Here is a 22,376-nt window from a genome sequence, read left to right on the forward strand (position 1 = left end):
CAAAGAGGAGTCGTGTATGAGTATTATGGCTGAAAGTAAAGTTTATCTCGAAGGCATTAAGCAAGCGTTTGATGAGATGCGACATCATAAGTTGCGTACGGCTTTGACCTTACTGGGGATGATATTTGGCGTTGGTGCCGTGATTGCCATGCTAAGTGTTGGCGAAGGTGCAGAGCGAGAAGCGCTTAAGATGATCGAGTCTATGGGAGTAAGAAACCTGGTCGTTAATGCCCGTACAACCGACGGAGAAGCGTTGAAATCCATTAGAGAACACAGTATTGGTCTGAGCATAAGAGATGTTAAGAGCGCTAAAGAAACCTTACCTTTTGTTGATAAGTGGAGCGCAGAAAAGCAGGTCAAAACGTTCAGTTTATTCAGCCTCGAAGGTCGTAGTGATGCCCAAGTTAAGGGAGTAACACCTAGCTACTTTGATTTAAGTGCCTTGCACTTAAGTGAAGGGGAAGCGTTTGATACCCGCGATGAAGCCCATTATCGACAAGTTGCCGTATTGGGACCTGAAGCGGCCAGAGGTCTGTTTCCCCAAGGCAAGGCCGTTGGCAGCGTGATTAAGATTAATCATCAATGGTTCACCGTCGTTGGTGTGTTAACGGATCTTCAAAATGGCTCGTCAAAAATTCAAGGTGTAAAGTTAGGTGGTGAACGTAATCAGGTCTTTATTCCATTAGCAACCGCGCTAAAGAAGATGAACTTTAAAAGTTTAGAGGATGAACTCGATGCCTTTAAAGTCTCTTTGACTGAAGGGGTCGAGCCCTCTTTGGCTGCTAAGAGTTTACGACACTTAATGAATCGTCGTCATGGTGGTGAGAAAGACTATGATATCGTCGTGCCAGCAGACTTGCTTGCACAACATCAGAAGACCCAGCAAATATTTAATATTGTCATGGCTTGTGTCGCTGGGATCTCATTGCTGGTGGGCGGGATTGGCATTATGAACATCATGCTGGCGACAATTATGGAACGTACGGGCGAAATAGGCTTACTTAGAGCATTGGGCGCTCGGCGTAAAGATATCGCTCGTCAGTTTTTGATTGAGAGTATTGCCATCTCGGCGACAGGAGGCGTTATCGGTATCGGGGTAGGCTTGTTACTAGCCGTCGTGATCTCCAGTGCTGCAGGTTGGCCAGTGGCTTGGTCACCCTTTGCCATTTTTCTCGCCTTAGGTGTTTGTATGACTATTGGTGTCGGTTTTGGATTATATCCGGCTAAGAAGGCGGCGAAACTTGATCCCATTGTGGCGTTGCAAAGAGATTAGCTTTAACTCGGTTTACTGTGAGTAGACAAATACGGCTTGGCCTCGATTTTCGGTGCCAAGCTTGTTTATATTTCCTCTTGCTAATTTAACGGCTTGCTTACACAGTATCTATACTTGATACACATTTTAGTTCATACATCATACAGTCGATGTGTCATAGGTTGAAAACTCGTCAACAGGGACAGTAACTGGTGTTTTATAAGGGAAATCACCCTATTTGTGGTGTATCCTTGCGCTCCGTTTTTTCATTTGCAATGTGTATTTGTAGGTGTCATTTTCTGAGCCGAGCATCCGCTCTTCGACATAGAAGTCAGTTATGTTTTACAACCAAGATTTAGCCTTACGTTTTCCTAAGGGAAGATTTGCCATGTGGAGTGTTTACAGCTTTACTGGTGCTTCGATTCTCGCCTCTATTGTTTTTTCCTTATTGCTATTTTTGTCCATCGATGACGATCCAGTCATGCAGTTATTGTTCGGTGGTTTGGCGGTTATTTTCGAATTAGGTAAATTTTTTGCTTGGTATGAGGTGGGTGAGCGTCATGCAAGACGTAACTATTTAGGCATGTTTTCGGCCTTGGGTTTTTACGCCGTATTAGCTGCCATATCCATTGGTGGATCTGTTGGTGGGATCAATAGTGCCACCAACAAGGCTCAAGAACATGTAAACGTGCAGCAGAGTAAGGTGAATGCCTTCAATATGCAGATTGAGGCTATTGATAAACAGATCTCCCTCAATAACACAGCGGCCGAAAAATACATTCAGATGGAACGAATTGCGACCGGTGTAACCCGTATTCAGAAAGAAAATAGCCGCCTTAGAGAAGAGCAGCAAACGCTGGCCATGCAGAGGGATAACTTACCCCTAGTCAGTCAAGGTTCTGTCATCGGTCTGATAGAGAGTCTTGCGAGGTCTTTGAACATTGAAGCTGTCACCGCCCAACTTGGCTTGGTGGTATTTCTTTCGGTATTACTGGACTTCTTTGCCGCCTTTTTTGTCGGCCTCATAGGCGAAGAGAATCGTTTTCGTCATCAATTTCGTAATTTGAAGCCAGTGACTATCGAGGGTTTCACGCCAATTGGAGCAGAGAATGCTGAGCGTTTGACACATTTTTCGGAGCTTGATCGATTAGATGAGCCTGAGCTATCACCATCTCAGGTTTATAGCCCCTATGAGCAAGCGGTGAATGCGTTAAGTTCGAATCAGGTCAACTGCAGTAAGCGAGCGGTAAGTAAGTATCTTAATATTACTAACGACGAAGTGGATGAGATTTTTGCTCAGTTATTTACTGAGGGAGTCGTTACCCAAAAAGCGAATAAGCATTATCAGTGGCAGGGCGTGACTTCCCAAGCTTAGAAAGAAGGGTCATAGTTTGTCGTTAATGAGGGTTATCAATTGATAACCCTCGAGATTTGTAAGCTTGTGTATTTTATGAGTATTGGAGCTATGGCAAGCCAAACTATACTTCCAATACCAGTGGAGTATTTAACTAGACCAATGAATATAGCTAATCTTCCAGCGCCCATTTGATTGTTTATTGAGTACCATAGTTTCTATATTGTGCATGTCGAGCTCCTCTCCTCGCTCCACTTCTATAATTTTCTTTCGAGCCGTTGCAATAGCCGTACTTCCGTTGACCTTAATGCTTAGTTCGTGGAATACGGTCTTCGATGCATTGAGTGCCAGCATATCCTCTTTCATATGCTGATTGATATATTCATATCGAGACCGATTTATTTTACCATTTTCTACAATGACAACATCTTCAGCGAGAAGGTTATTGACTCGCTCCTCGTCACCTCGCTTTAGTGCCTGGTGAAATTGAGTGACAACTTTAGCGCTCTCAGTTTCCAAGCCCATAAATGGATCATAGTGTTTCTTTACCCATTCGGTCGCATAAGCCATACCACATATCTGGTACAACAAGGCTAAAACGATCACCCCAGAAGCGTAAGTTATTTTTGTTAAAGTCATTTTAATACTCTTAATGTATAGATAGTTACAGAGTAATCCCATGCAAAGTACAATGATGAAATCACCTTTCACGTGTCGCTATCAAACCTACTAATATGGGTATTGTGGCTAAGATAAACGCAATTGCTACCACGCAAATAAGCGAAGCAGGTGTTACCCGAACCGTTATTTTGCCAGCAATGTTTAGAAGTAAGTTTGTTTAATTAAGTGCAGTGATTGGAGGTTTATATAAAGAGGATAAATAAGGTGACAGTTTGTCGACCTTATTTGAGACGAGTATCAGTCTGGGCTGAGCGACTTTCTGAATTGAGGGGAGGGACATGGCCAATGGAATTAACGCGCAACAGACAGAAGGACAATTGCAGAGTAAGTCGCAACAGTTTGTAGAAGTGGTTATCCGATCTTGAGATTCAATATTAACCGCTTCATAGGTTAAGCTATTAGCATTTGAAGTGCTTTGTGTTGGGATCACTAGGGTGTTAACGTTAGATTCTACAGCGTCTTTTTGCAGCGAACATTGTAAATTTGTAAACGCAAAAGTCTGCCCGACAAATGTCAGCAAGATAAGGATTAATATCACTTTACTCGTGCAATGCAAGACTATACCCACGGATTAAAAATTGTTTGAAGCATAACTTGAAATGTAAAATTATCAAGACTATAGGGTGCTAATTTTGTACTGGATCACTTAACTAAAATAAGTGTTGGCGGTCAGTGAACTATTCATGTTTTAGTTAACTGACTGTAGAGGGATATACGCCGATAGAAGCAAAAGAGGCTGAGCGTCTGACTCATTTTTCTGGCATCGAAGATAAGGAAGAGATTCATCAAACAGAAAGTAATTCAGTATAAACGGATGTAACAGAGTAGGGAGGCAACTTGTACCGATATGCTTCCCTACTCAGCTGTCTTAATGGCTTTTTTAATCAGCCTCAATGATGTTGTCGGCGTAGCTTTGGTAGGCGCCTTGAAAGTCTCTGGCCATGGCATCGGGGAAGAGGTGAAAGTCTCCTGCTTTTAGGGAGGTCACTATTCCTTCTGCAACCACGCTGGTGGGCTCGGCTATTTCTGTCATGCCACCTTGGGCTGCCATATCGGTATTGATAGGACCAGGGTGGACACTCAATACAGTGATTCCTTTCGGCGCCAGACTCTCTTTTAAGCCTTGGGTAATAGAATATGCTGCGGCTTTTGATGCTGAATAGGTGGTGAGTGCACCAAAGTTTTTAATTGAAGCTACCGAATTGAGTTGAACCAGGGCGCCAGGGCCATTTTTCTCCAGTATAGGGGTAAACGCCTGGGCTATGCGCAGTAAACCAAATGCGTTTATGTTCAGCTCTTCGGTCAAGGACTGCTCAGCATGCTCATCTAACGGTGCGGCGACGTTCAATATGCCAGCGTTATTCACGACTACCTGTACATCAGTAGCTAGTTTCGCGGCTGCCACGATTGATTCAGGCTTGGACATGTCGATCAGCAGAGGGGAAACCTTATCTGCATACCGTTCTACGAGTTCAGTTGTAGAGTCAAGATCCCGCACTGCTAAATAGACCTTCTTAGCGCCGAGAGCCAGAAACGATTCAACGATTGACTTGCCTATGCCACGATTCGCGCCAGTAACCAGTGCCACTTTATCTGTGATATTAAAACTCATAATTAACTTCCTTCTCGCGGTAATAATCAATTTGATGATCTAAAATTATATTTTGTACCGATCGGTACATTTGATATTATGTTTACCGATCGGTACAATATTGTCAAGAACCAAAAAATTTTATTTGTAGAGATGAGTAGAGGCAGGTATGGCTTCCGGTAGAAAGCGTAACTTCGATATAGATGGAGCCTTAGAAAAAGCGACCTTAGTTTTTTGGCAGAAGGGTTTCGTGGGCGCGTCCATGACAGATTTGACCGAAAGTATGGGGATCAACAAGCCTAGCTTGTATTCGACGTTCGGCAATAAGGAGCAACTGTTTGTCACTGCGACTGAGCACTATCTGGCCAAATATGCCGCGCCCCATGTTGAAATGTTGCAACAGCAAAATCTTAGCATCAAACAACGCCTGCTAAATTACCTCTTGTCTGTGATAGAGATGCATTGTGATGTGTCTCTGCCAAAGGGCTGTTTTGTTTCTCTGTGCGCCGCGGAATCTGCCAGTCATGATATGCCCCAGAGCGCCATGGATGCCATTTTAACGATCCAAGGCTCTCATCAAAAGTTGCTGACTGACTTTTTCAAGGAGGAGAAAGCTCAAGGCAAGCTGGAGCAGAACTTCGATGTAGAAGCCAACGTCAATTACATCATGACCTTTATTCATGGCTTGGCCGTACTTGCCCGCTCGGGTAAGACACTCCATGAGCTGACTCAGGCCGTTCACGTTGCGGTGAAGGTGTGGTGATTCTGCTGATTTTATTACACGCTAATACACCCAGATAAGAGATAAAGAGATATGGCCAAGCTTGTGAGTTTTTATTCAGCCGGCTTTAGCGATGAAAAATTATTCAAGGAGAGAGCATGAAAACCATAGGTATGATTGGTGGCATGAGCTGGGAGTCGACGGTGAGTTACTATCAGGCAATTAACCAAGGGGTTAAGCGTGAACTTGGCGGATTACACTCAGGTAAAATAGTACTCAACAGTGTCGATTTTGCCGAAATTGAACGGCTGCAACATATTGGCGATTGGGATAAAACCGCTAATATTCTGACAAAAGCAGCACTCTCTCTAGAAGCAGCAGGGGCTGACTTTTTTTTAATCTGTACTAATACCATGCATAAAGTTGCCGATGAGATAGCGGCGAGTGTCACTATCCCATTACTGCATATTGCCGATGCAACCGGGGATCAGTTAGTTGCTGATGGTATTAAAACTGTCGGCTTACTTGGCACACAATTTACCATGGAGCAGGCTTTTTATAAGCAGAGGCTTACTGAACAATTTGCTATCGAGGTCATGACCCCAGAGCCTAAAGAGAGAGCGCTTATTCATAGCGTTATCTATGAGGAACTTTGTTTAGGTGATATAAACGCAAATTCTCGTCAAGCATTTTTGACGACTATTGACTCGCTATTTGAGCGAGGCGCACAAGCGGTTATCTTAGGCTGTACTGAGATAGCACTATTAGTTGGCCAAGAAGATACTCACATTCCCTTGTATGATACAACGGCTATCCATGCAGAAGCTGCGGTAAAAAAAGCACTTTATTGAGTTTCAGTTACAGCACTAGCATAAGTATTACTTGCTGATCACCATTAGCAACAGTTCTAGGCATCATAGGGAATTGACATGATTGATACACAAAATCCTGCGTTTATCAACACAGAGTTAGAAAGCTTATTACGCGAGAAGGGGATAACTGAGCTTGTTATCTGTGGCGTGTTAATCAATCATTCAGTTGCGTGACATCAGATATGAATGGATGTCATAAAACGGCCATTCACGGACGCTCAATGCCACTTATTTAGGTTTTTCTTCATGAACAAGCATTGTCATGTATTTTGTAAATCGTCTTTGTCTCGTTTCGGTTTTCTTTGCACTTGTTAAACCGAGAGCGATTACATAACGGCTCGATTTATTAAGAGTTTCAAAAAACTGTTTTACCATCGGCTGATTTTCTAGTGCAGCGATGAAATCTGCGGGCACTTCAATTTCACTTACCACATAGGCGTTTTCCCAACGACCGTCAGCTTTCGCTGCACGAACATGCACAAGCCCAGATTCCTTCATCCGGTCTTCTTTTATCAAACGTTCAACATGCTCAGTGTTCCTTTTAGACCAATTACTTCGTGCTGTTCTGGGAGTTATGCGCTGAAGATAAGCTTGATCGTCAATTGACTTTTTCACACCGTCAATCCAACCCAAGCATAAAATCTCTATCACTAGATCATTCCAAGTAACACTTTGAATCCCTGTTTTTTTCTTAAATATTTTTACCCACAACTCACTTTCAGTTGCGTGATTCACCTTTAGCCACTCGCCGAGATCTTTCGGTGTTGCAAATGACAGGATTCTCAATGGGTCTGGTTCAGGCATCTAATTAGATTCTCTTCGGCATCACGCCCTGTTATTTGTCCGGCTTAAACAGCTTGCTAGCCCTGTGCTGAAAATGACTCATGATATGTCACAATACCTGTCGGGTAAGCCCCCTTCAGTAACACTGCTTGAAAATATTCAGGAGGTACTTCAGGGAGTACTAAGCCATCTATTGGCTTAAAACCGAATCGACGATAGTAACTTGGATCACCAAGTAATACACACCCATTAGCATTGAGATTCTTTAACTCGCTAAGAGCTGCATGCATTAGTTTAGAGCCAATACCCTTATTTTGTTCAGTTGGGATTACAGAAATGGGGCCCAAACCAAACCACCCACTAGAATGACTAGAGATAGTCACTGGCGACAAAGCAATATGCCCAACTATTTGAGATGAGTCTTCTGCAACAAGAGAAACAGATAAGACTCCTGAATCTCTCAATGCATCCACAATAAATTGTTCAGTATGATCTGTATGTGGTGCATCAAGAAATGCTGCAATGGTAGTTTTATGAATATTTTGAATATCGCTAGTTTTTTCTGGCCGAATGGTAATACACATTAAATCATCTCTGTTTGAAGTTATTGTTATGTTTAGTTATTTCTCGACTCTTTAATAAATCGATATCTAAAATCAGATAAGCATCCAAGTATGTAAAGAAGAAAGGCAGAGTTGACATGCCCATTAACAAGAAGAACCCAGATATTTTCTTCACGAGTAGCTCCTAGATAAACACATACTAATGTTGCTAGCACCCAACTAAATTTGAAAGTCCAAGAATACTCTCCAAAAAACCATTGAGATAAACTCTTTTTTTTCGTGATATTTTCCATAATTAATCTCCAACATTTGATTTTAAACATAATGTTTTAGTATTTATGCGCCTTGTTGTCTGCAAGGCATAAATCAATTGTTGGACTTGGCCGATGCCTCGCCAACTTCATTTATTCGGTATGCTATAGGTTTTTGCTTTTCTGTGGTAGTCGTTTTTTTAAGCTTAGATGAGATAATTATTTGATATATTTTGAAGTTTATACTCTTCATCGGTACCTTTTTACATCCGTAATGAGTTCTATTGTTAGCTCATTGTATTGACAAGAAGGTCGTAGCTAATTGAGTTAATGGCTAGGCGGATTGAATTTAATCTTGAGGTTTTACCTCCGCGCTCTCCGTGTAAGCGAAGCGCTCCGTGGTAAGGATGCTTGTTTCTGGGCTAAAGCATCAAACCCAAAGCTATTCACCACGGAGGACACGAAGGGCCACGGAGAAAGGCAAGAGCTCAAGCCTTTGGGCATCTTCATCTGCTCCTCCGTGTTCTTCGTGAAAGTGAGGCTCACTTTCACGAAGAACAAGGGGATGCTCTAAAGCACAAAAAGATATGACAGTTCTGGCTCTCTGCTAACTCACTTCTAGATAAAAATGTGATGACTTGTCGGATAACAAGTTACTCAAGTATCTTTTGAACTGGGTTCATTGGGCTGATTTTGTACTTGCTAGCGAACTAAATACCATAGCTTCATGTTTATCTATCACCTGCCGTGGGCTTAAGTGCAAACACTTCTGCGACACGCCTCAAGCACAATCCCTGTGGGCTCTGCGACATCATCCCTGATGTCGAAGGTCTCAGCCGCGTTTACACCTGAGTATTTATCTCTTCGATTATGAATAATGGGTTCGGCGAGTAACGTTTCTGGACATTTTCAATTTAGCCGCAACGTCCGCTGTTTACTCTTCACACTACTTTTTGTATCCCAAAAAGATATTTGAGATCTCTATAAGAGATCTCGAACCAGAACGATGTTGGGAATAATCGATACAGCTGTAGTCGAGTAATAAAGTTGCATAAAAAAAGATACATTCCAACAGAAGATCAATTCAATCGTTGGATAAAAGAAGGGGGTGGATCAGGAAATGTGGCTGATTATACGACCTGTTAAGTCGGGCTTAGTAACGTATGTAATCGAGACACATTATGACTAGTTCTCCATTTTTGCATCCAAATCTTCCAGCAGATATTTCCATTCCTGCTCTGATAGAGATGTTAAATCAAGCGCATGGATTGCGATCATTGCCTCGTTTAGCAATAATTTTAATTTGTCATTACGGCTTGTTAGCTTATTTTTTTCGACTTTCGATAAACTATCTCGAAACCAGTCTCGTGATCTAGACCGCAATTCATCACTCTGTGTTATAAGTATCATCATAGCCTTATAATGATCAGGGTTTTGGTTGTAGGCTAACCGAGAAGCCTGTATCTGAATATCAAGTTCAGAGACTGAAGGGGCAGCCTGCTCGCTGATAGTCACAACGGCATTTTGCAATGTACCCTCCCATCTTTCTAACAAAGCGTTGATCAGATTCTCGCGCGTACCAAAATTGGATTGAATTCCACCCTTGGATACATTGGCTGTCTCAGCAACATTGGCTAACGACAGAGCATGTGATCCTCTTTCGCGCACCAGTATTTCTGCAGCATCGAGCAATGCATTTCTATCTAACTTCTTGTGGCGTGCCATTAGTTCCCCTTGCGCTTTACATGTCAGCTTCATTTTAACAGCTTCGCTGTTAGTCACAAGTTGAACTGTTCAAATCCAAAGGAATGATGAAATATCGACTTCTCCCGCTAAAATTTCATAACATTGGTTGACCATAGCAACCTGAAATCAGGAAAAACGCCTGTTTCAGGCTAGATACATTTCTTAATATTTTACAGCGAGGCCAACAATTTCTATTTTCATATCTGGAAACGCAAATCCAGAAATTTGAAGAAGAGCGCCGCCAAATACTGCCCGTCCCTCAACCACCACACGCTGGTGTAATGTCTCCTGGTAGACCTCAAAGAAGCCTGACATATCCGTTGTGTATACACTTAAATTGATGACGTCACTCCAGCTCATATTTGCTTGCTCTAAGGCGCGTTCCATGTTGTCGAGCGTGGCGGATACTTGGCCTTTCATATCATTTGGATATAAAACTTCGCCATTTTCATTGGTTGGGCCTTGACCTGCCATATGAAATGTACGGTGTGGCCCCGAGATGACATTGCCCTGGACGAAGCCATAATCGCGTTGCCAAGGAAGAGCTTTGATTACTTGACGATCTAAGCTCTTTTTCACTGACGTTTTGGCAGTGGCGATTGATGGGACTGACAACACGCCGGCGACAATGGCTCCTGCGGTTAATGGAATCGAGGTTTCAAAGAACTTCCGTCGCCCCTGATCAATTTTATCCAATCTTTGTTTTTCATCTAACGTTTGATTTTTGTTCATCGTATTACCTTCTATTTTCTACGGCGAATTGCCGACCGCGCCAACATTAGATGCGATCGTATTTAAAGTCAAATTTCTGAACAAGAAAACTTGTGATCAGAATCGTAAAATAATCCACACCGACCTCCACTGCCTCTTTTTTCGAAAAGCTTACGGGTTGACTTTAAATACGGTCGCACTTAATATGTTTTTAAATTATTGAACGTTATAAAATGAAGAATCAAAAACAGGGAGATCGCTATGAGCGACACTATGCAACATCACCATGTGATTTTAATTCCTCTAGACAATAAATTAGAGGAGACACGAAATCTATTATTGGAGTGTGCTAAATTGACATCATTAAAAAGAGCAGAAGGTGGGCCTGTTAGCTGGTGTGCATCTTATGATGAAAACAAAAAACATTTTTTTGTCGATGTTCTTTTTTCGAGTCAAAAGGAGGCTGACTTTCATCATGAGAACATGGGGTCTCTTCTTAAAAATTCTGGAGAATTGCTTGCTGCTCGTCCCAAAACAGTTGTTAACTATGTGTTTTCTATTGCTCCCTGATATAGACATCTAGTTGAGCACAGCGTTTATAACAAAGAACACTAATATCCGGTTAAAAATAGATGGGAAGCTATAGAACTTTAACTCCGAAGCAATCAAGAGGGTCACCCATTAGTAAGTTCCGGTCAAGCTTATATGCAAGTTTCCTTGGTTTTTTAACCAAGTATTAAGTCGTACAGGAACCGCTAATTTGTTGCTTATTAATACACACCTAAAAATCACAATATTGGTGTAATATGCACCAGTCACCTGAACAAAGGGGTCGAAGCGAATAAGGTCAAATATTCTTGTAAACCACCAAGTGTAGGTGCGGCTGAGAGCTTCGATTTCAGGGTGAGGCTTCAATTAGTGAAGTTCTTCGAATGAGAGGCATGGAAGCCGAACTGGCCTTTAAACATGGAAGTTGTTTGAAATCGCAAAGAGTATAGGGATTACTCTTATGAAATCAAGAGCCAGCGTCTCGCAGAAATATCTCAAAATAAAGAGTGCATAAAAGCCCGCTGCAAGCGTTAGGTAACAATGAAGTTATGACCTTCAATGACATTTTTAAACAGCAAAGGTCACTGGATTCCGGCTCAAAAGATCTGCCGGAATGACGAAAAGTAACGACCAAATCAAAATGAACCAAGATAAAAATGTCATCAGCCTTTATTCGAAGGCTGCCCACTTTTAGAGCTAAAGTAAATTAGAGTATGGCTCCGCCAATCCGAAAGCCTAGGGCTACTGAGCTAGATATGCTCACTAAACCTGGAATAAAGACTAAGTCATGGTTAAACACTAAAATTCTAAATTCTAAATTCTAAATTCTAAATTCTAAATTCTAAATTTATAATATGAGTCCACCGATCAAGAATCCCAGGGCTACTGAAGTTGATATGGTCACCAGACCTGGAATAAAGAAAGGATGGTTAAACACTAAATTGCCGATACGCGTCGAGCCGGTATCATCCATCTCAACTGCTGCGAGTAGAGTCGGGTAAGTCGGCAAGACAAATAGCGCACTTACTGCGGCAAATGACGCAATGGCAGTGATTGGTGCTACGCCGATGGCTAAAGCGGCTGGCATCAAGGCTGTGGTGGTTGCGCCTTGCGAGTAAAGCAGCATAGAGGCGAAAAACAGGGTTACTGCCAGCATCCAAGGGTATTGATTGAGGATATCTGCGGAAAACTCTTTTATCTGATCGATATGACTGGATACAAAGGTATCACCGAGCCAAGCCACACCAAGCACACAGATACAGGCGCTCATGCCGGACTTGAAGGTAGCGGCGTTGGCTATCTCTGATGCATCAATCTTAGTGAAGGTCACTATGGCTGTCGCTGTGGTAAGCATAAACACCATAGACAATTGAGCTGCACTTTTAGAGAGAGATGCCAAGAAACAAGCTTTGTCAGGTCTTCAAATTTTGCACAGCAGACATCACTAATCTCTTCAGTTATGCGCTGACTTAGAATCGTTACTATACTTTTTACTAATGCATAACAAGGCGATCATAAATCGATCATGGCCTATGGTATTCCACTGGCCTAGCCACTACGTGGCTCGCTTTTTACCACTGTGTAGGAGAACAAAACTGATGAAATACTTTCTAGGGCTGATTTTTGTTGTTCTTTGTTCAATGCCTGCTATAGCGGATATCACTGATTCATATAATAAGACAACAAGTGCTAAAAAAATTGCATGGATGGACAAAGGAAAAAATGCGGTTAAGCAACGGCTCAAAGACCCAAATTCAGCAGAATTTCGAAATGTCTATTTTCATCGAGGTTCAGACAATATCCCCGTCACTTGTGGTGAGGTAAATTCTAAAAATAGTTTTGGTGGCTATGGTGGATTTCAAAAATTTGTATCAGGTGGCACTTTGGAATTATCCATTTTGCAAAACGAGGTCAGTGACTTCTCGGTTACCTGGAAGCAACTTTGTCAATAACGCTTAACCATGCGCTGTTGTTCAGTCTCTTCGAGGTTGAGACATCCTAGACTGCACTTCGATTGCTGCAAGCAGGATGTTATCAATTGAAAAATTAATCAGACAACACATTTACAGCAAAATTTATTAATGACCTATTTGTCGCACTTACTAACGATTGGCTTGTAAGATCCAATGTGAGTTACCCAAATACATTAATTATCCATTGCGGCGTATCAAAAATTAGCGAATACGCACCTATTGGGCCAGTGAGTATAAAAGCAAAAGGAATAACTCCAACAATAAACATGCCAAAACTCTCTAATTGGATCGCCAGCCAAAGCCAATATATAACACCAACTCCAAAAAACATGTAAAAGGAATAAAAAACAATACCTAAACCAGAACTAAAAATACTTAATAAGCCTTCACCAACATCACTAAGAGGTCGATCATCTTCTTTTTTTATGAAAGCAAGCAACGCCACAGTTGAAACAATAGCAATAGGCCCATTAATAATCCCTAACAAAAACACTGTAACAATTGAGCTACCAATAAACCAGTGGATTCGTTTTTCTGATTTTGCTCGTTTAACTAACCAAGTAGAACCAATAACGGCTAAAGCAAATGTTACAATTATTATTAAAATATAGATTTCGTTATTATTCATAATCTGACCCATTCCCTGTTAGATTATTGCGTAATATAATCAAACTATACACGAATGATAGACTATCAGAATTAATATGGATCAAGTTTACAGGGGGGGATTAAGAGGATAAAACCATTAGGAAATAAAGACGCACCTAAACACCGCAAACACTACATATCCTCTTGACAATTGAGCCGCACTTTGAGTAAAAAATGCCAAGGAACAGGCTGTTATTGTAAGAGGACATTAAAGATTTAAACTCACTTCTGGACAGAAATGAGCTAGAAATTTGACTCTAGCCCGTGACGCTTTGATTAGGAAAAGTATGGCGATCGTATGCTCGATAACGCCTGCGACAACGGCGGTTTAGGATTGGCGGTGTTTTTGCTTCTTTTTGCAAAAAACGGTGACAAGACTAAAACCTCCGATTGGTTGCATTTGTTAGATTTTTAGTCTTTACGGTAAACAGTAAAATTTTCTTGAAGAAACTTTATCTTTCCTGATAAATTCATTGTTGTTTCATCAAATGGGAAATTATTAACGTACTCAGTATTAACAGGTGGCTTGTGCTGATTAATTATGGCCGCCTCACAACGCACTCTATATGTAGAGGAAACTTTGGCAACAGAGAAACAAAGAACTTCCCCTGTTTTTAGGTGTTTCTCCCATTCAGGTTGTTTTTCATGATCTGAAAGTCGTTCTCGAACATTTTGAGACTCACCCGTATAGAGGTGCTTTTTCAATGTTACAGTCTTCTTTGACTCATTGAAAAGGCAAGTGTAAACATTATAAATACCAGATGCAGCAGGGACACTACCTTTCTTAGGCTCCCTCCAGTATCCCTCAAACTCTAGTGAATATGTTTGTGCGGCCATAATGACCTCCTTTAGTTACATAAAAATCTAACGTCTTAGTATTTATGCGTTGCGCTGTTTGCAGGGCATAAATCGCTTGTTGGACTTGGCCGATGCCTAGTCAAAGTTAATTGGTATGCTTTATGCTATAGGAATTTGCTTTTTTTGATGCTGGCTCTTGGCTGTAGAGCTGTTTTGAACAAATAATATTGCGTGGCTTCTACGTATTTCATTGAAATTCCTTTGTCATCGTTGTGTTCCTTCACATATCTTTAAGTCTAACTGATTCAAAATCGGTTAGACACTCGATTGAAGCTTATTTAGGCTCCGCGTAGCGGCTTAGTTCAACAGCGTATTAGAGTTAATTCCGATAAACACCCTACAAACGGTTAACCAATATAATCGTAAAAGTGCCACTTATTCACAATGATTTTAGAGACTTATCAGTAAGGTTTCTGTGAGGCAATGGCCATTTCTTGCGGAGAAACCGAGAATTTAGATAATCGAGAATAACTTTGGGTCGTTATGTAAACCTTATGAAGCATAAACTAACTATTTTTCAATGTTATAGATTTTTTCGTTTGGTAAAACCGAGAATTTTTCTCTTACATACGAGAAGCAAAATTAGTATCTTGCGGTCTTCGAATTATAACTGTACAACCATCCAGTTATCGAGCGTCCAATTTAAAGAGAATACTTGCTTGAAATCACCAAGTGTAGATACAGCTGCGAGCTTCGATTTCAGTGCGAAGTTTCACATAGCGAAACTCACTGAGCGAGAGGTAGGGATACCGAACGGGCATTTAAACACGGACGTAGTTTAAAACCGCAGAGCGGCCAAGGATAGCTTCACAGAGTCTCGCTGAAGTATCTGCACATGGCGATAGGTAACAAATGAAGGTATGAGGTTCAAACATACACCCCATATCATTGAGCAAAAGAGAAAATGTAATCAATCTTCATTCGAAGGCTAGCAAGCTATGGGGCAGAAAAGTTTTACGCCCCTTAGCTAATTTCTGGACAAAAGCTAGCTAGTGCTTAAGCTCTAAACTTTACGATAGTCATTATCATTACTAATGTTCATCTTAAGAAAGCGGGTTTATGTTCACTAAGAGATGGATGGATCGCAGTTCATTATCCTAACCAGAGAGTTTAGGTTAGGCGTTCTAAATGAACCGCCCTGTGCGGAGCCGCATGCAGGGTGGTGTGGGGGCTGGAGGCTAGATACCTCCGGCTACCCGATTAGCATAGTGCTGTAACGAGGTGTCAATAAAGTTCTTATTTCTCAACAAGTTCTTCTGTGTTAATATTCAACACAGAAGAACTTGCTATCCAGTAATGTACTATGAATTATCAAGAAATACCTTTCGATATTCTTAAAAAAAACAAATCGCCAAAAATATGGGACGATTATATTTTAGAGAAATACAAATGTACTAATAGATTTTCAGATATTAAGGAAGGACACAAGCTTCTTGATGAATTAACTATAGTTCATGCGTATAAAGAAATAGCGAAAACTCTTTACGCTTCTGGAATTGAACCAAACTTAATTCACCAATTCCATGAGTATTCAACAGTAATTGGATCTACTGGTGAAGCATTAATAGAGTTGCTCATTCCTGACAAAGAACTACCTGTTAATAATGATGGCTTTGATATTAACTTCAAAGGAAATTACATTGAAATTAAGAGCACTTTGGTAGACAAAGTTTCAATGTCTTCCTCTCAGTATAATACATCGGATTATTTATTAATAATTAAATTCCACAAAGGAAACGGTAAATTTAACTGTGCTTGGTTAGCCCCAATGTTAATTGTTAAAGCTTATAAAAACACTCGAAAACCTGACAGTAAACAATTAGCAACCGTCAATACCGAAAGAAGCACATGGGTCCGAGGCTTAAAGATTACACTCCCGAGGATTCGTCGATTCTTTATTAACCAAGATAAAATTTTATCGACATTCAAACCATGCAAAAAATGTTATAGCACTATAGTTCAGTCTGATAATTCAATAAATTTTAGAGCAATGACTGAGCCTTGCAATACCTGTGCTTGGGAAGAAAGATACATCTACTTTACGAAGGGGACCCCTTACTCAGAAGTAAAAGAAAATTTATTTATCAACAAACGACAACAAACTCGAAAAAAAATACAGCAACCTCATATTAGACCGAGCTTCTTATTATCTGAGCTAAATGGCCAGATTTTTATTGATCGATCGTGCTTAATCAGAGCAATTTTCAATAAAGATCGAATTGGTTTGTATTTTGGTAGACACTCAGTAGTTAAAACTACAGGGTGTACCAAAGGAACAGTTGTTTATCCGTTTAATGAATTGTATGACTATATGCTTGAATTTTTAAATATCAATGAACAGATTAATGAATTCCACATACTATATAAAAGCAATGGTAAAATTGATTTTTTAGTACGAACTGGTATGGCTCCAGTAAAACCAGGATTTATTGAAGAGTCATTTTTGCCAGAAGAGTTACCAAAGCCATTACGAAAAGCCTTAACTCTATCGCAAGATGTTTTATATACTCTGAATGATGGCACTCAAAAAGAAAATAATGAACTATATAAAAAACTGATGGCTATTACTGTGGCTGAATAGCACTTGCTAACGTCTTAGTATTTGTGCGTTGCGCACGTATTTGGCAAAACGCGCATGCACATTTAATAAACCTATTATTTAATTTTTGCTGAACAAAATCTATTGATTTATAAGGAATCTATCAGATTAATATTGAATAAACGAGCACAACATTTTGCAAATGTGAGCATTCGTATTTATGTTGATTCGAAAGTAATCACTGCTTGTCACTCATCGATTAGCAAAAGTAGGTCAACTAACTTGTCTCTTATCTGCGCTGCTTACCGCCTGTAACTCGTTAAGGGGCAGAAACGTGTTACGAAGCCTAGCCATAAACCTAAACTAAATAGATGGACTGCTTGTGAAAACCTAAGTGTAGGTGCGGCTGCGAGCTTCCAAAACATGGATGTTTTGGCAGAGCCCACACGGACGTGTTCACGGCGTCTCGTAGAAGTAGCTGCACATCCCCCGCTGGGAAGCGATAGATAACTATGAAGGGTCGACCTTCAAATCCACTTCCAAACATAAAACCAGCCGAATGAAACAAGCAAAAGAAAATGTAATCAGCCTTCATTTGAAGGCTGCCCATTTTCAGAGTTAAAGTAAATTAGAGTATGGCTCCGCCAAACTTATAACACGAGTCCACCGATCAAGAATCCCAAAGCTACCGAAGTTGATATGGTCACTAGGCCAGGAATAAAGAAAGGATGGTTAAACACTAAATTGCCGATACGCGTCGAGCCGGTATCATCCATCTCAACAGCGGCGAGTAGAGTCGGGTAAGTCGGCAAGACAAACAGCGCACTTACTGCGGCAAATGAAGCAATGGCGGTGATTGGTGCTACGCCGATGGCTAAAGCGGCTGGCATCAAGGCTGTGGTTGTTGCACCTTGCGAGTAAAGCAGCATAGAGGCGAAAAACAGGGTCACTGCCAGCATCCAAGGGTATTGATTGAGGATATCTGCGGAAAACTCTTTTATCTGATCGATATGACTGGATACGAAGGTATCACCGAGCCAAGCCACACCAAGTACACAGATACAGGCGCTCATGCCGGACTTGAAGGTAGCGGCATTGGCTATCTCTGATGCATCAATCTTAGTGAAGGTCACTATGGCTGTCGCTGCGGTAAGCATAAACACCATGATGGCATCGTTACGGCCCAGTGTGGGGTTTTCTATGATATTGACCGCATCGGAAATCAATGTTGCATACACGATCACACCCACAATGGCGGTAACGAAGATACCTGTGGCTAATCTTGCGGTAGGTAAGATCTCTCTTTTAGTCTGTCCTTTAAGCGTTATTAAGCCTTTTGCCAGCCTCTCCTGATAGATCTTGTCATCTTTAAGTTCACAACCTAAGAAGTTGGCGACGAACGCGCCCACCATACAAGCGGTGAAGGTGGTTGGAATACAGATGGCAAGCAAGGTTAAGTAACCGACGCCGAGGGGCTCTAAAATTCCAGAGAAAAACACTACGGCCGCCGAGATAGGAGATGCAGTGATAGCAATTTGTGAAGCGACAACTGAGATACTCAAGGGACGTGAAGGGCGAATACCTTGCTCCTTAGCGACTTCAGCAATGACGGGTAATGTTGAAAATGCCGTGTGGCCAGTGCCTGCAAGCAAGGTCATAAAGTAAGTCACAATCGGTGCGTAGAAGGTAATTCGTTTTGGGTGTTTACGTAAGAATCGCTCCGATAAATCGACCAACCAGTCCAAGCCTCCAGCCACCTGCATCGCTGCAATTGCTGCTATTACCGACATGATGATCAAGATGACATCGACGGGAATATGCCCTGTATCGACGCCCATAAATAGGGTTAATACTAAGACACCAGCGCCGCCAGCAAGCCCTATTCCTATTCCACCGATTCGAGCGCCTAGATAGATAAAAGCAAGTACAACAAAAAATTCTATAGCGATCATAAATAACCTTAATTGGAAGCAAAATAGCAAAGCCGCACAGCACGAGCGATACACAATAGATTTTACTCCTGTTAATGCTTATGTAGAGGTGGGTAATTCACTATTTGTTTAAGCTGTGAAGCGGCTCACGTGCTGTGTTTCTATTATATGGACTAGCGCACAGGTGAGGTGCTGATAAGTCAGTGGCTGCTAGTTCTTCATTGGTTTATGGAACTGCAGAAACTGCTCTTGATTTCAACAAATCAGTTTTAAGACTGACAGGCCACAAGCAGCATAGTGTTGAACTACCACTGTAAAGGTGGTGAAACACTTCTTAGGCTATTAGTTGATACAAAACAGCATGATTGCAACCTAAACGCAACCGTTTGGAAACAAAACTCCTTTATAGTATCGACTGGTTTTTTGGATAAAAACCTGAGTAATTTGAACAAAAGAGTCAAATACTCGAATTAAAACTAGGTTAAATGGATAATATTAAGGGGTTAATATGTTTACCAAAGCAAGTTTACTTGCCTTGGCGATAGGTGGTGTTTCCACGTTCGCTCAGGCAGCCGATCATCTCATCATTTCTGAATATGTCGAAGGCAGCAGTAATAACAAGGCCATCGAGTTCTACAATCCTACCAATACAGATATCGATCTCAGTCAATACCAAGTTGAATACTATTTCAATGGCAAAACCGATGTCGGTTCGACCATAGCATTGACAGGAACCTTAGCTGCGGGGCAGACGTTTGTACTGGCAGACAATGATGCCAACGCTGAGATTTTGGCCCTTGCCAATCAAACGAGTAACGCGAGTTTTTTTAACGGTGACGATGCTATCGTCCTTAGAAAATCGGGTTCAGTCGTTGATAGCTTAGGTCAAGTCGGCGTTGATCCTGGTAGTCAGTGGGGAACAGGCGATTTGTCGACTCAAGACAACACGCTGCGCCGCGCTCCTGAACAGCTCATCGGCGATGTAATTATTGACGATGAGGTGACATTCGATACCTGGCAGGGTTTTGCTAAGGATGACTTTTCAGATCTTGGGCAGTTTAATGCTGACCCAACTGACCCAACTGACCCAACGGATCCCACAGAACCTGTGACACTGGTGTGTAATGACCCATCTACGGCTATCCATGCTATTCAAGGGATAACGGATACCAGTCCACTCAATGGTCAAGTTGTCGAAATTGAAGCCATAGTCACCAGTAATCAGGAAGCGGGTCTTAAAGGCTTGTTTGTGCAGATGGCTGACAATGAAGTCGATGGCGATCCTTTGACCTCAGAAGGTGTGTTCGTGTATACGGGCAGCGCCACGGGTTATCTTGCTGGCGATCGTATTCGTTTACAAGCTAAGGTTAAAGAGTATAGCGGTTTGACTGAGCTCACCGATGTCACCGCACATATGCTGTGTGATTCTGCCCAAGCGATGCCAACCGCAGCTGTTGTGACATTGCCCATCGATGAAACGAGTGATTTAGAAGCATTCGAAGGGATGCGCGTTAGTTTCAGTCATAACTTAGCCGTCAACGAGGTGTACAATTTAGGTCGTTATGGTGAGCTACTGCTGGGTAGCCAACGTCACTTTATCGGAACGCAAGTCGCAGCGCCTGGCGTCGATGCACTTGCTGTTACGGCGGCGAATGCCAAAGATGCCATAGTATTAGATGATGGCTTAACATCTCAAAACCCAGATCCAGTACGTTACCCGGCTCCTGGCTTAAGTGCATCAAATACTGTGCGTGTCGGTGATACGATCACTGGGCTTGATGCCGTGATGCACTATGGCTTTGGTAAATATCGATTAATGCCACTGGATACGGTTAATTTTGTCGCCGAGAATGCAAGAACATCTGCGCCTATGCTCGCCGAAGGCGGCAATCTAACCCTTGCCAGCTTCAATGTGCTTAACTATTTCAATGGTGACGGTGCGGGAGCGGGATTCCCGACCCCACGTGGCGCGGACACCGCGACCGAATTTACCCGTCAAAGAGACAAGATCATAGCGGCTATGGTTGCCATTGATGCCGATGTCGTTGGCTTGATGGAGATTGAAAATGATGGCTTTGGCAGTGAGTCAGCCATTGCCGATCTCGTCTCTGGTCTTAATCAGGCGATAGGTGAAACTCGCTATGCTTTTATCAGTGCTGAAACAGCCGCTGGCATCGGGACTGACGCTATCACTGTGGGCTTGATTTATCGCTTAGACAAGGTGAGCCCAGATGGCGTGGCTAAGGTGCTATCAAGCGCCAATTCCCCATTGGGTGAAAACAACGCGCCACTGTTTAATGATGGCAAAAACCGTCCAATGTTAGCTCAGAGCTTCAGACATCTTGAAAGCGATGATGTCATTGTGGTTGCAGTGAATCATTTCAAATCTAAGGGCAGTGATTGTGACAGTTTAGGCGATCCGAATATGAACGATGGCCAAGGTAACTGTAACCTGACCCGCACCAGCGCCGCCCAGGCGGTTGGTTTGTGGCTAGAGGCCGAGTACGCTGATGTCGATGTATTGGTGATGGGCGATCTCAATGCCTATGCGCAGGAAAATCCACTAACCGCACTTAAAAATGCTGGATTTGTGGAGCTGTTCGATCATTTTGATAAAGAAAATGCATATTCTTATGTTTATTCGGGTGAGTCGGGTCAGTTGGATCACGCGCTGGCCAATGCAAGTTTATTGGATAAGGTCATCGATGTAACCGAGTGGCATATCAATACCGATGAGCCAAGATTACTCGATTACAACGAAGAGTTTAAGTCTGACGCGCAGCTCGCTGACTTGTACAATAATGATGCATATCGCTCATCTGATCACGACCCTGTTGTTATCTCTGTATTGCTTGGTGAAGAGAACCTTGCGCCAGTAGCCAGTTTTACTGTGTCTATTGACGGTGTAATGGCGATCTTTACCGATAACTCAACAGATGAAGATGGCGAGATAGCCAGCTACTCGTGGGAGTTAGGCGATGGCGGTGTCGCTGAGACAGCAATGGTTAACCATGAATATGCCCAAGATGGCGATTACGTGGTGACATTAACTGTTATTGATAATGGCGGATTAACTCACAGTGTATCGCAAACAGTCACTATCACGACTCAAACAGAAAAGATTAAGCCTGTGGCTGTGATTGAGCATATTGATCTTTGGTTTATCGATCTATTTGTGTCGAACAGCTTCGATGAAGATGGTTATATCACTCAACATAAGTGGAAGTTTAACGATGGCAGTCGTGCTAGTGGGCCAATGACGATTAAGTTCGGTGGGCAAGCTACCAAGGTGAAATTGATCGTTAAGGATGACGATGGCTTGAAAGGAAAAGCCAGTCTGAAGTTTTAACTAG

The 22,376-nt window shown here is 42.0% G+C and carries 19 protein-coding genes and 1 pseudogene; 9 read left to right on the plus strand and 11 right to left on the minus strand.

Annotated features, from left to right (window positions below; all coding sequences use genetic code 11):
- Positions 1-16 precede the first annotated feature (16 nt).
- Entirely contained in the window at positions 17-1,273 is a 1,257-nt protein-coding gene (locus FM038_RS09495) for an ABC transporter permease (RefSeq protein ID WP_142870477.1), read from the plus strand.
- Between the two features lie 316 nt (positions 1,274-1,589).
- Positions 1,590-2,627 (plus strand): Preprotein translocase subunit SecY, encoded by a 1,038-nt coding sequence (locus tag FM038_RS09500; RefSeq protein WP_142870478.1) that lies wholly within the window; start codon positions 1,590-1,592, stop codon positions 2,625-2,627.
- Between the two features lie 129 nt (positions 2,628-2,756).
- Here the strand turns inward: FM038_RS09500 and FM038_RS09505 are convergent, their stop codons facing one another.
- The gene (locus FM038_RS09505; RefSeq protein ID WP_185965656.1) at positions 2,757-3,245 is read right to left on the minus strand and encodes a YybH family protein; all 489 of its coding nucleotides are present in this window, start codon (positions 3,243-3,245) and stop codon (positions 2,757-2,759) included.
- 922 nt (positions 3,246-4,167) lie between these two features.
- Positions 4,168-4,899, minus strand: coding sequence for an SDR family oxidoreductase (locus tag FM038_RS09510; RefSeq protein WP_142870480.1), 732 nt, complete (start codon positions 4,897-4,899; stop codon positions 4,168-4,170).
- Positions 4,900-5,047: 148 nt separating this feature from the next.
- Between FM038_RS09510 and FM038_RS09515 the strand changes: the two genes are divergently transcribed.
- The 3 genes from FM038_RS09515 to FM038_RS09525 all read left to right on the plus strand — a co-directional run bounded on the left by FM038_RS09515 (position 5,048) and on the right by FM038_RS09525 (position 6,645).
- Entirely contained in the window at positions 5,048-5,641 is a 594-nt protein-coding gene (locus FM038_RS09515) for a TetR/AcrR family transcriptional regulator (protein WP_142870481.1), read from the plus strand.
- Positions 5,642-5,757: 116 nt separating this feature from the next.
- On the plus strand, positions 5,758-6,450 hold the full coding sequence (locus tag FM038_RS09520) for an aspartate/glutamate racemase family protein (protein WP_142870482.1): 693 nt from the start codon (positions 5,758-5,760) through the stop codon (positions 6,448-6,450).
- Between the two features lie 78 nt (positions 6,451-6,528).
- Complete coding sequence (locus tag FM038_RS09525) at positions 6,529-6,645, plus strand: isochorismatase family protein (RefSeq protein ID WP_142870483.1); 117 nt, start codon at positions 6,529-6,531, stop codon at positions 6,643-6,645.
- A gap of 54 nt (positions 6,646-6,699) precedes the next feature.
- On the opposite strand, the gene FM038_RS09530 is transcribed toward FM038_RS09525, so the two are convergent.
- From FM038_RS09530 to FM038_RS09550, 5 genes are all read right to left on the minus strand, one after another.
- A complete protein-coding gene (locus FM038_RS09530; RefSeq protein ID WP_142870484.1) occupies positions 6,700-7,275 on the minus strand; it encodes a YdeI/OmpD-associated family protein in 576 nt (191 codons plus the stop codon).
- 56 nt (positions 7,276-7,331) lie between these two features.
- The gene (locus FM038_RS09535) at positions 7,332-7,838 is read right to left on the minus strand and encodes a GNAT family N-acetyltransferase (RefSeq protein WP_142870485.1); all 507 of its coding nucleotides are present in this window, start codon (positions 7,836-7,838) and stop codon (positions 7,332-7,334) included.
- Positions 7,839-7,842: 4 nt separating this feature from the next.
- A complete protein-coding gene (locus tag FM038_RS09540) occupies positions 7,843-7,992 on the minus strand; it encodes a hypothetical protein (RefSeq protein ID WP_185965657.1) in 150 nt (49 codons plus the stop codon).
- A 1,261-nt stretch (positions 7,993-9,253) separates the two neighbouring features.
- Positions 9,254-9,793 (minus strand): TetR/AcrR family transcriptional regulator, encoded by a 540-nt coding sequence (locus FM038_RS09545; RefSeq protein WP_185965658.1) that lies wholly within the window; start codon positions 9,791-9,793, stop codon positions 9,254-9,256.
- Positions 9,794-9,976: 183 nt separating this feature from the next.
- Positions 9,977-10,546, minus strand: a complete 570-nt coding sequence (locus FM038_RS09550; protein ID WP_142870488.1) for a RidA family protein — start codon at positions 10,544-10,546, stop codon at positions 9,977-9,979.
- A gap of 240 nt (positions 10,547-10,786) precedes the next feature.
- On the opposite strand from FM038_RS09550, the gene FM038_RS09555 reads away from it, so the two are divergent.
- Positions 10,787-11,095: a hypothetical protein gene (locus FM038_RS09555; protein ID WP_142870489.1), complete on the plus strand. Its 309-nt coding sequence runs from the start codon at positions 10,787-10,789 to the stop codon at positions 11,093-11,095.
- Between the two features lie 826 nt (positions 11,096-11,921).
- Here the strand turns inward: FM038_RS09555 and FM038_RS09560 are convergent.
- Positions 11,922-12,437: pseudogene (locus FM038_RS09560) on the minus strand (anaerobic C4-dicarboxylate transporter family protein); the annotation flags it as partial.
- Positions 12,438-12,672: 235 nt separating this feature from the next.
- On the opposite strand from FM038_RS09560, the gene FM038_RS09565 reads away from it, so the two are divergent.
- A complete protein-coding gene (locus FM038_RS09565) occupies positions 12,673-13,026 on the plus strand; it encodes a hypothetical protein (RefSeq protein ID WP_199242736.1) in 354 nt (117 codons plus the stop codon).
- A gap of 181 nt (positions 13,027-13,207) precedes the next feature.
- Here FM038_RS09565 and FM038_RS09570 read toward each other — a convergent pair whose 3' ends face one another.
- Positions 13,208-13,675, minus strand: a complete 468-nt coding sequence (locus FM038_RS09570) for a hypothetical protein (RefSeq protein ID WP_142870490.1) — start codon at positions 13,673-13,675, stop codon at positions 13,208-13,210.
- Between the two features lie 431 nt (positions 13,676-14,106).
- On the minus strand, positions 14,107-14,532 hold the full coding sequence (locus tag FM038_RS09575) for a GIY-YIG nuclease family protein (RefSeq protein WP_142870491.1): 426 nt from the start codon (positions 14,530-14,532) through the stop codon (positions 14,107-14,109).
- Between the two features lie 1,324 nt (positions 14,533-15,856).
- On the opposite strand from FM038_RS09575, the gene FM038_RS09580 reads away from it, so the two are divergent.
- Positions 15,857-17,134, plus strand: coding sequence for a hypothetical protein (locus FM038_RS09580; protein WP_142870492.1), 1,278 nt, complete (start codon positions 15,857-15,859; stop codon positions 17,132-17,134).
- Between the two features lie 608 nt (positions 17,135-17,742).
- Here the strand turns inward: FM038_RS09580 and FM038_RS09585 are convergent.
- The gene (locus tag FM038_RS09585; RefSeq protein WP_142870493.1) at positions 17,743-19,044 is read right to left on the minus strand and encodes an anaerobic C4-dicarboxylate transporter; all 1,302 of its coding nucleotides are present in this window, start codon (positions 19,042-19,044) and stop codon (positions 17,743-17,745) included.
- Positions 19,045-19,531: 487 nt separating this feature from the next.
- Between FM038_RS09585 and FM038_RS09590 the strand changes: the two genes are divergently transcribed.
- Positions 19,532-22,372: an ExeM/NucH family extracellular endonuclease gene (locus FM038_RS09590; protein ID WP_142870494.1), complete on the plus strand. Its 2,841-nt coding sequence runs from the start codon at positions 19,532-19,534 to the stop codon at positions 22,370-22,372.
- Positions 22,373-22,376: the final 4 nt, after the last annotated feature.

The sequence above is a fragment of the Shewanella eurypsychrophilus genome (assembly GCF_007004545.3).
Classification (GTDB): domain Bacteria; phylum Pseudomonadota; class Gammaproteobacteria; order Enterobacterales; family Shewanellaceae; genus Shewanella; species Shewanella eurypsychrophilus.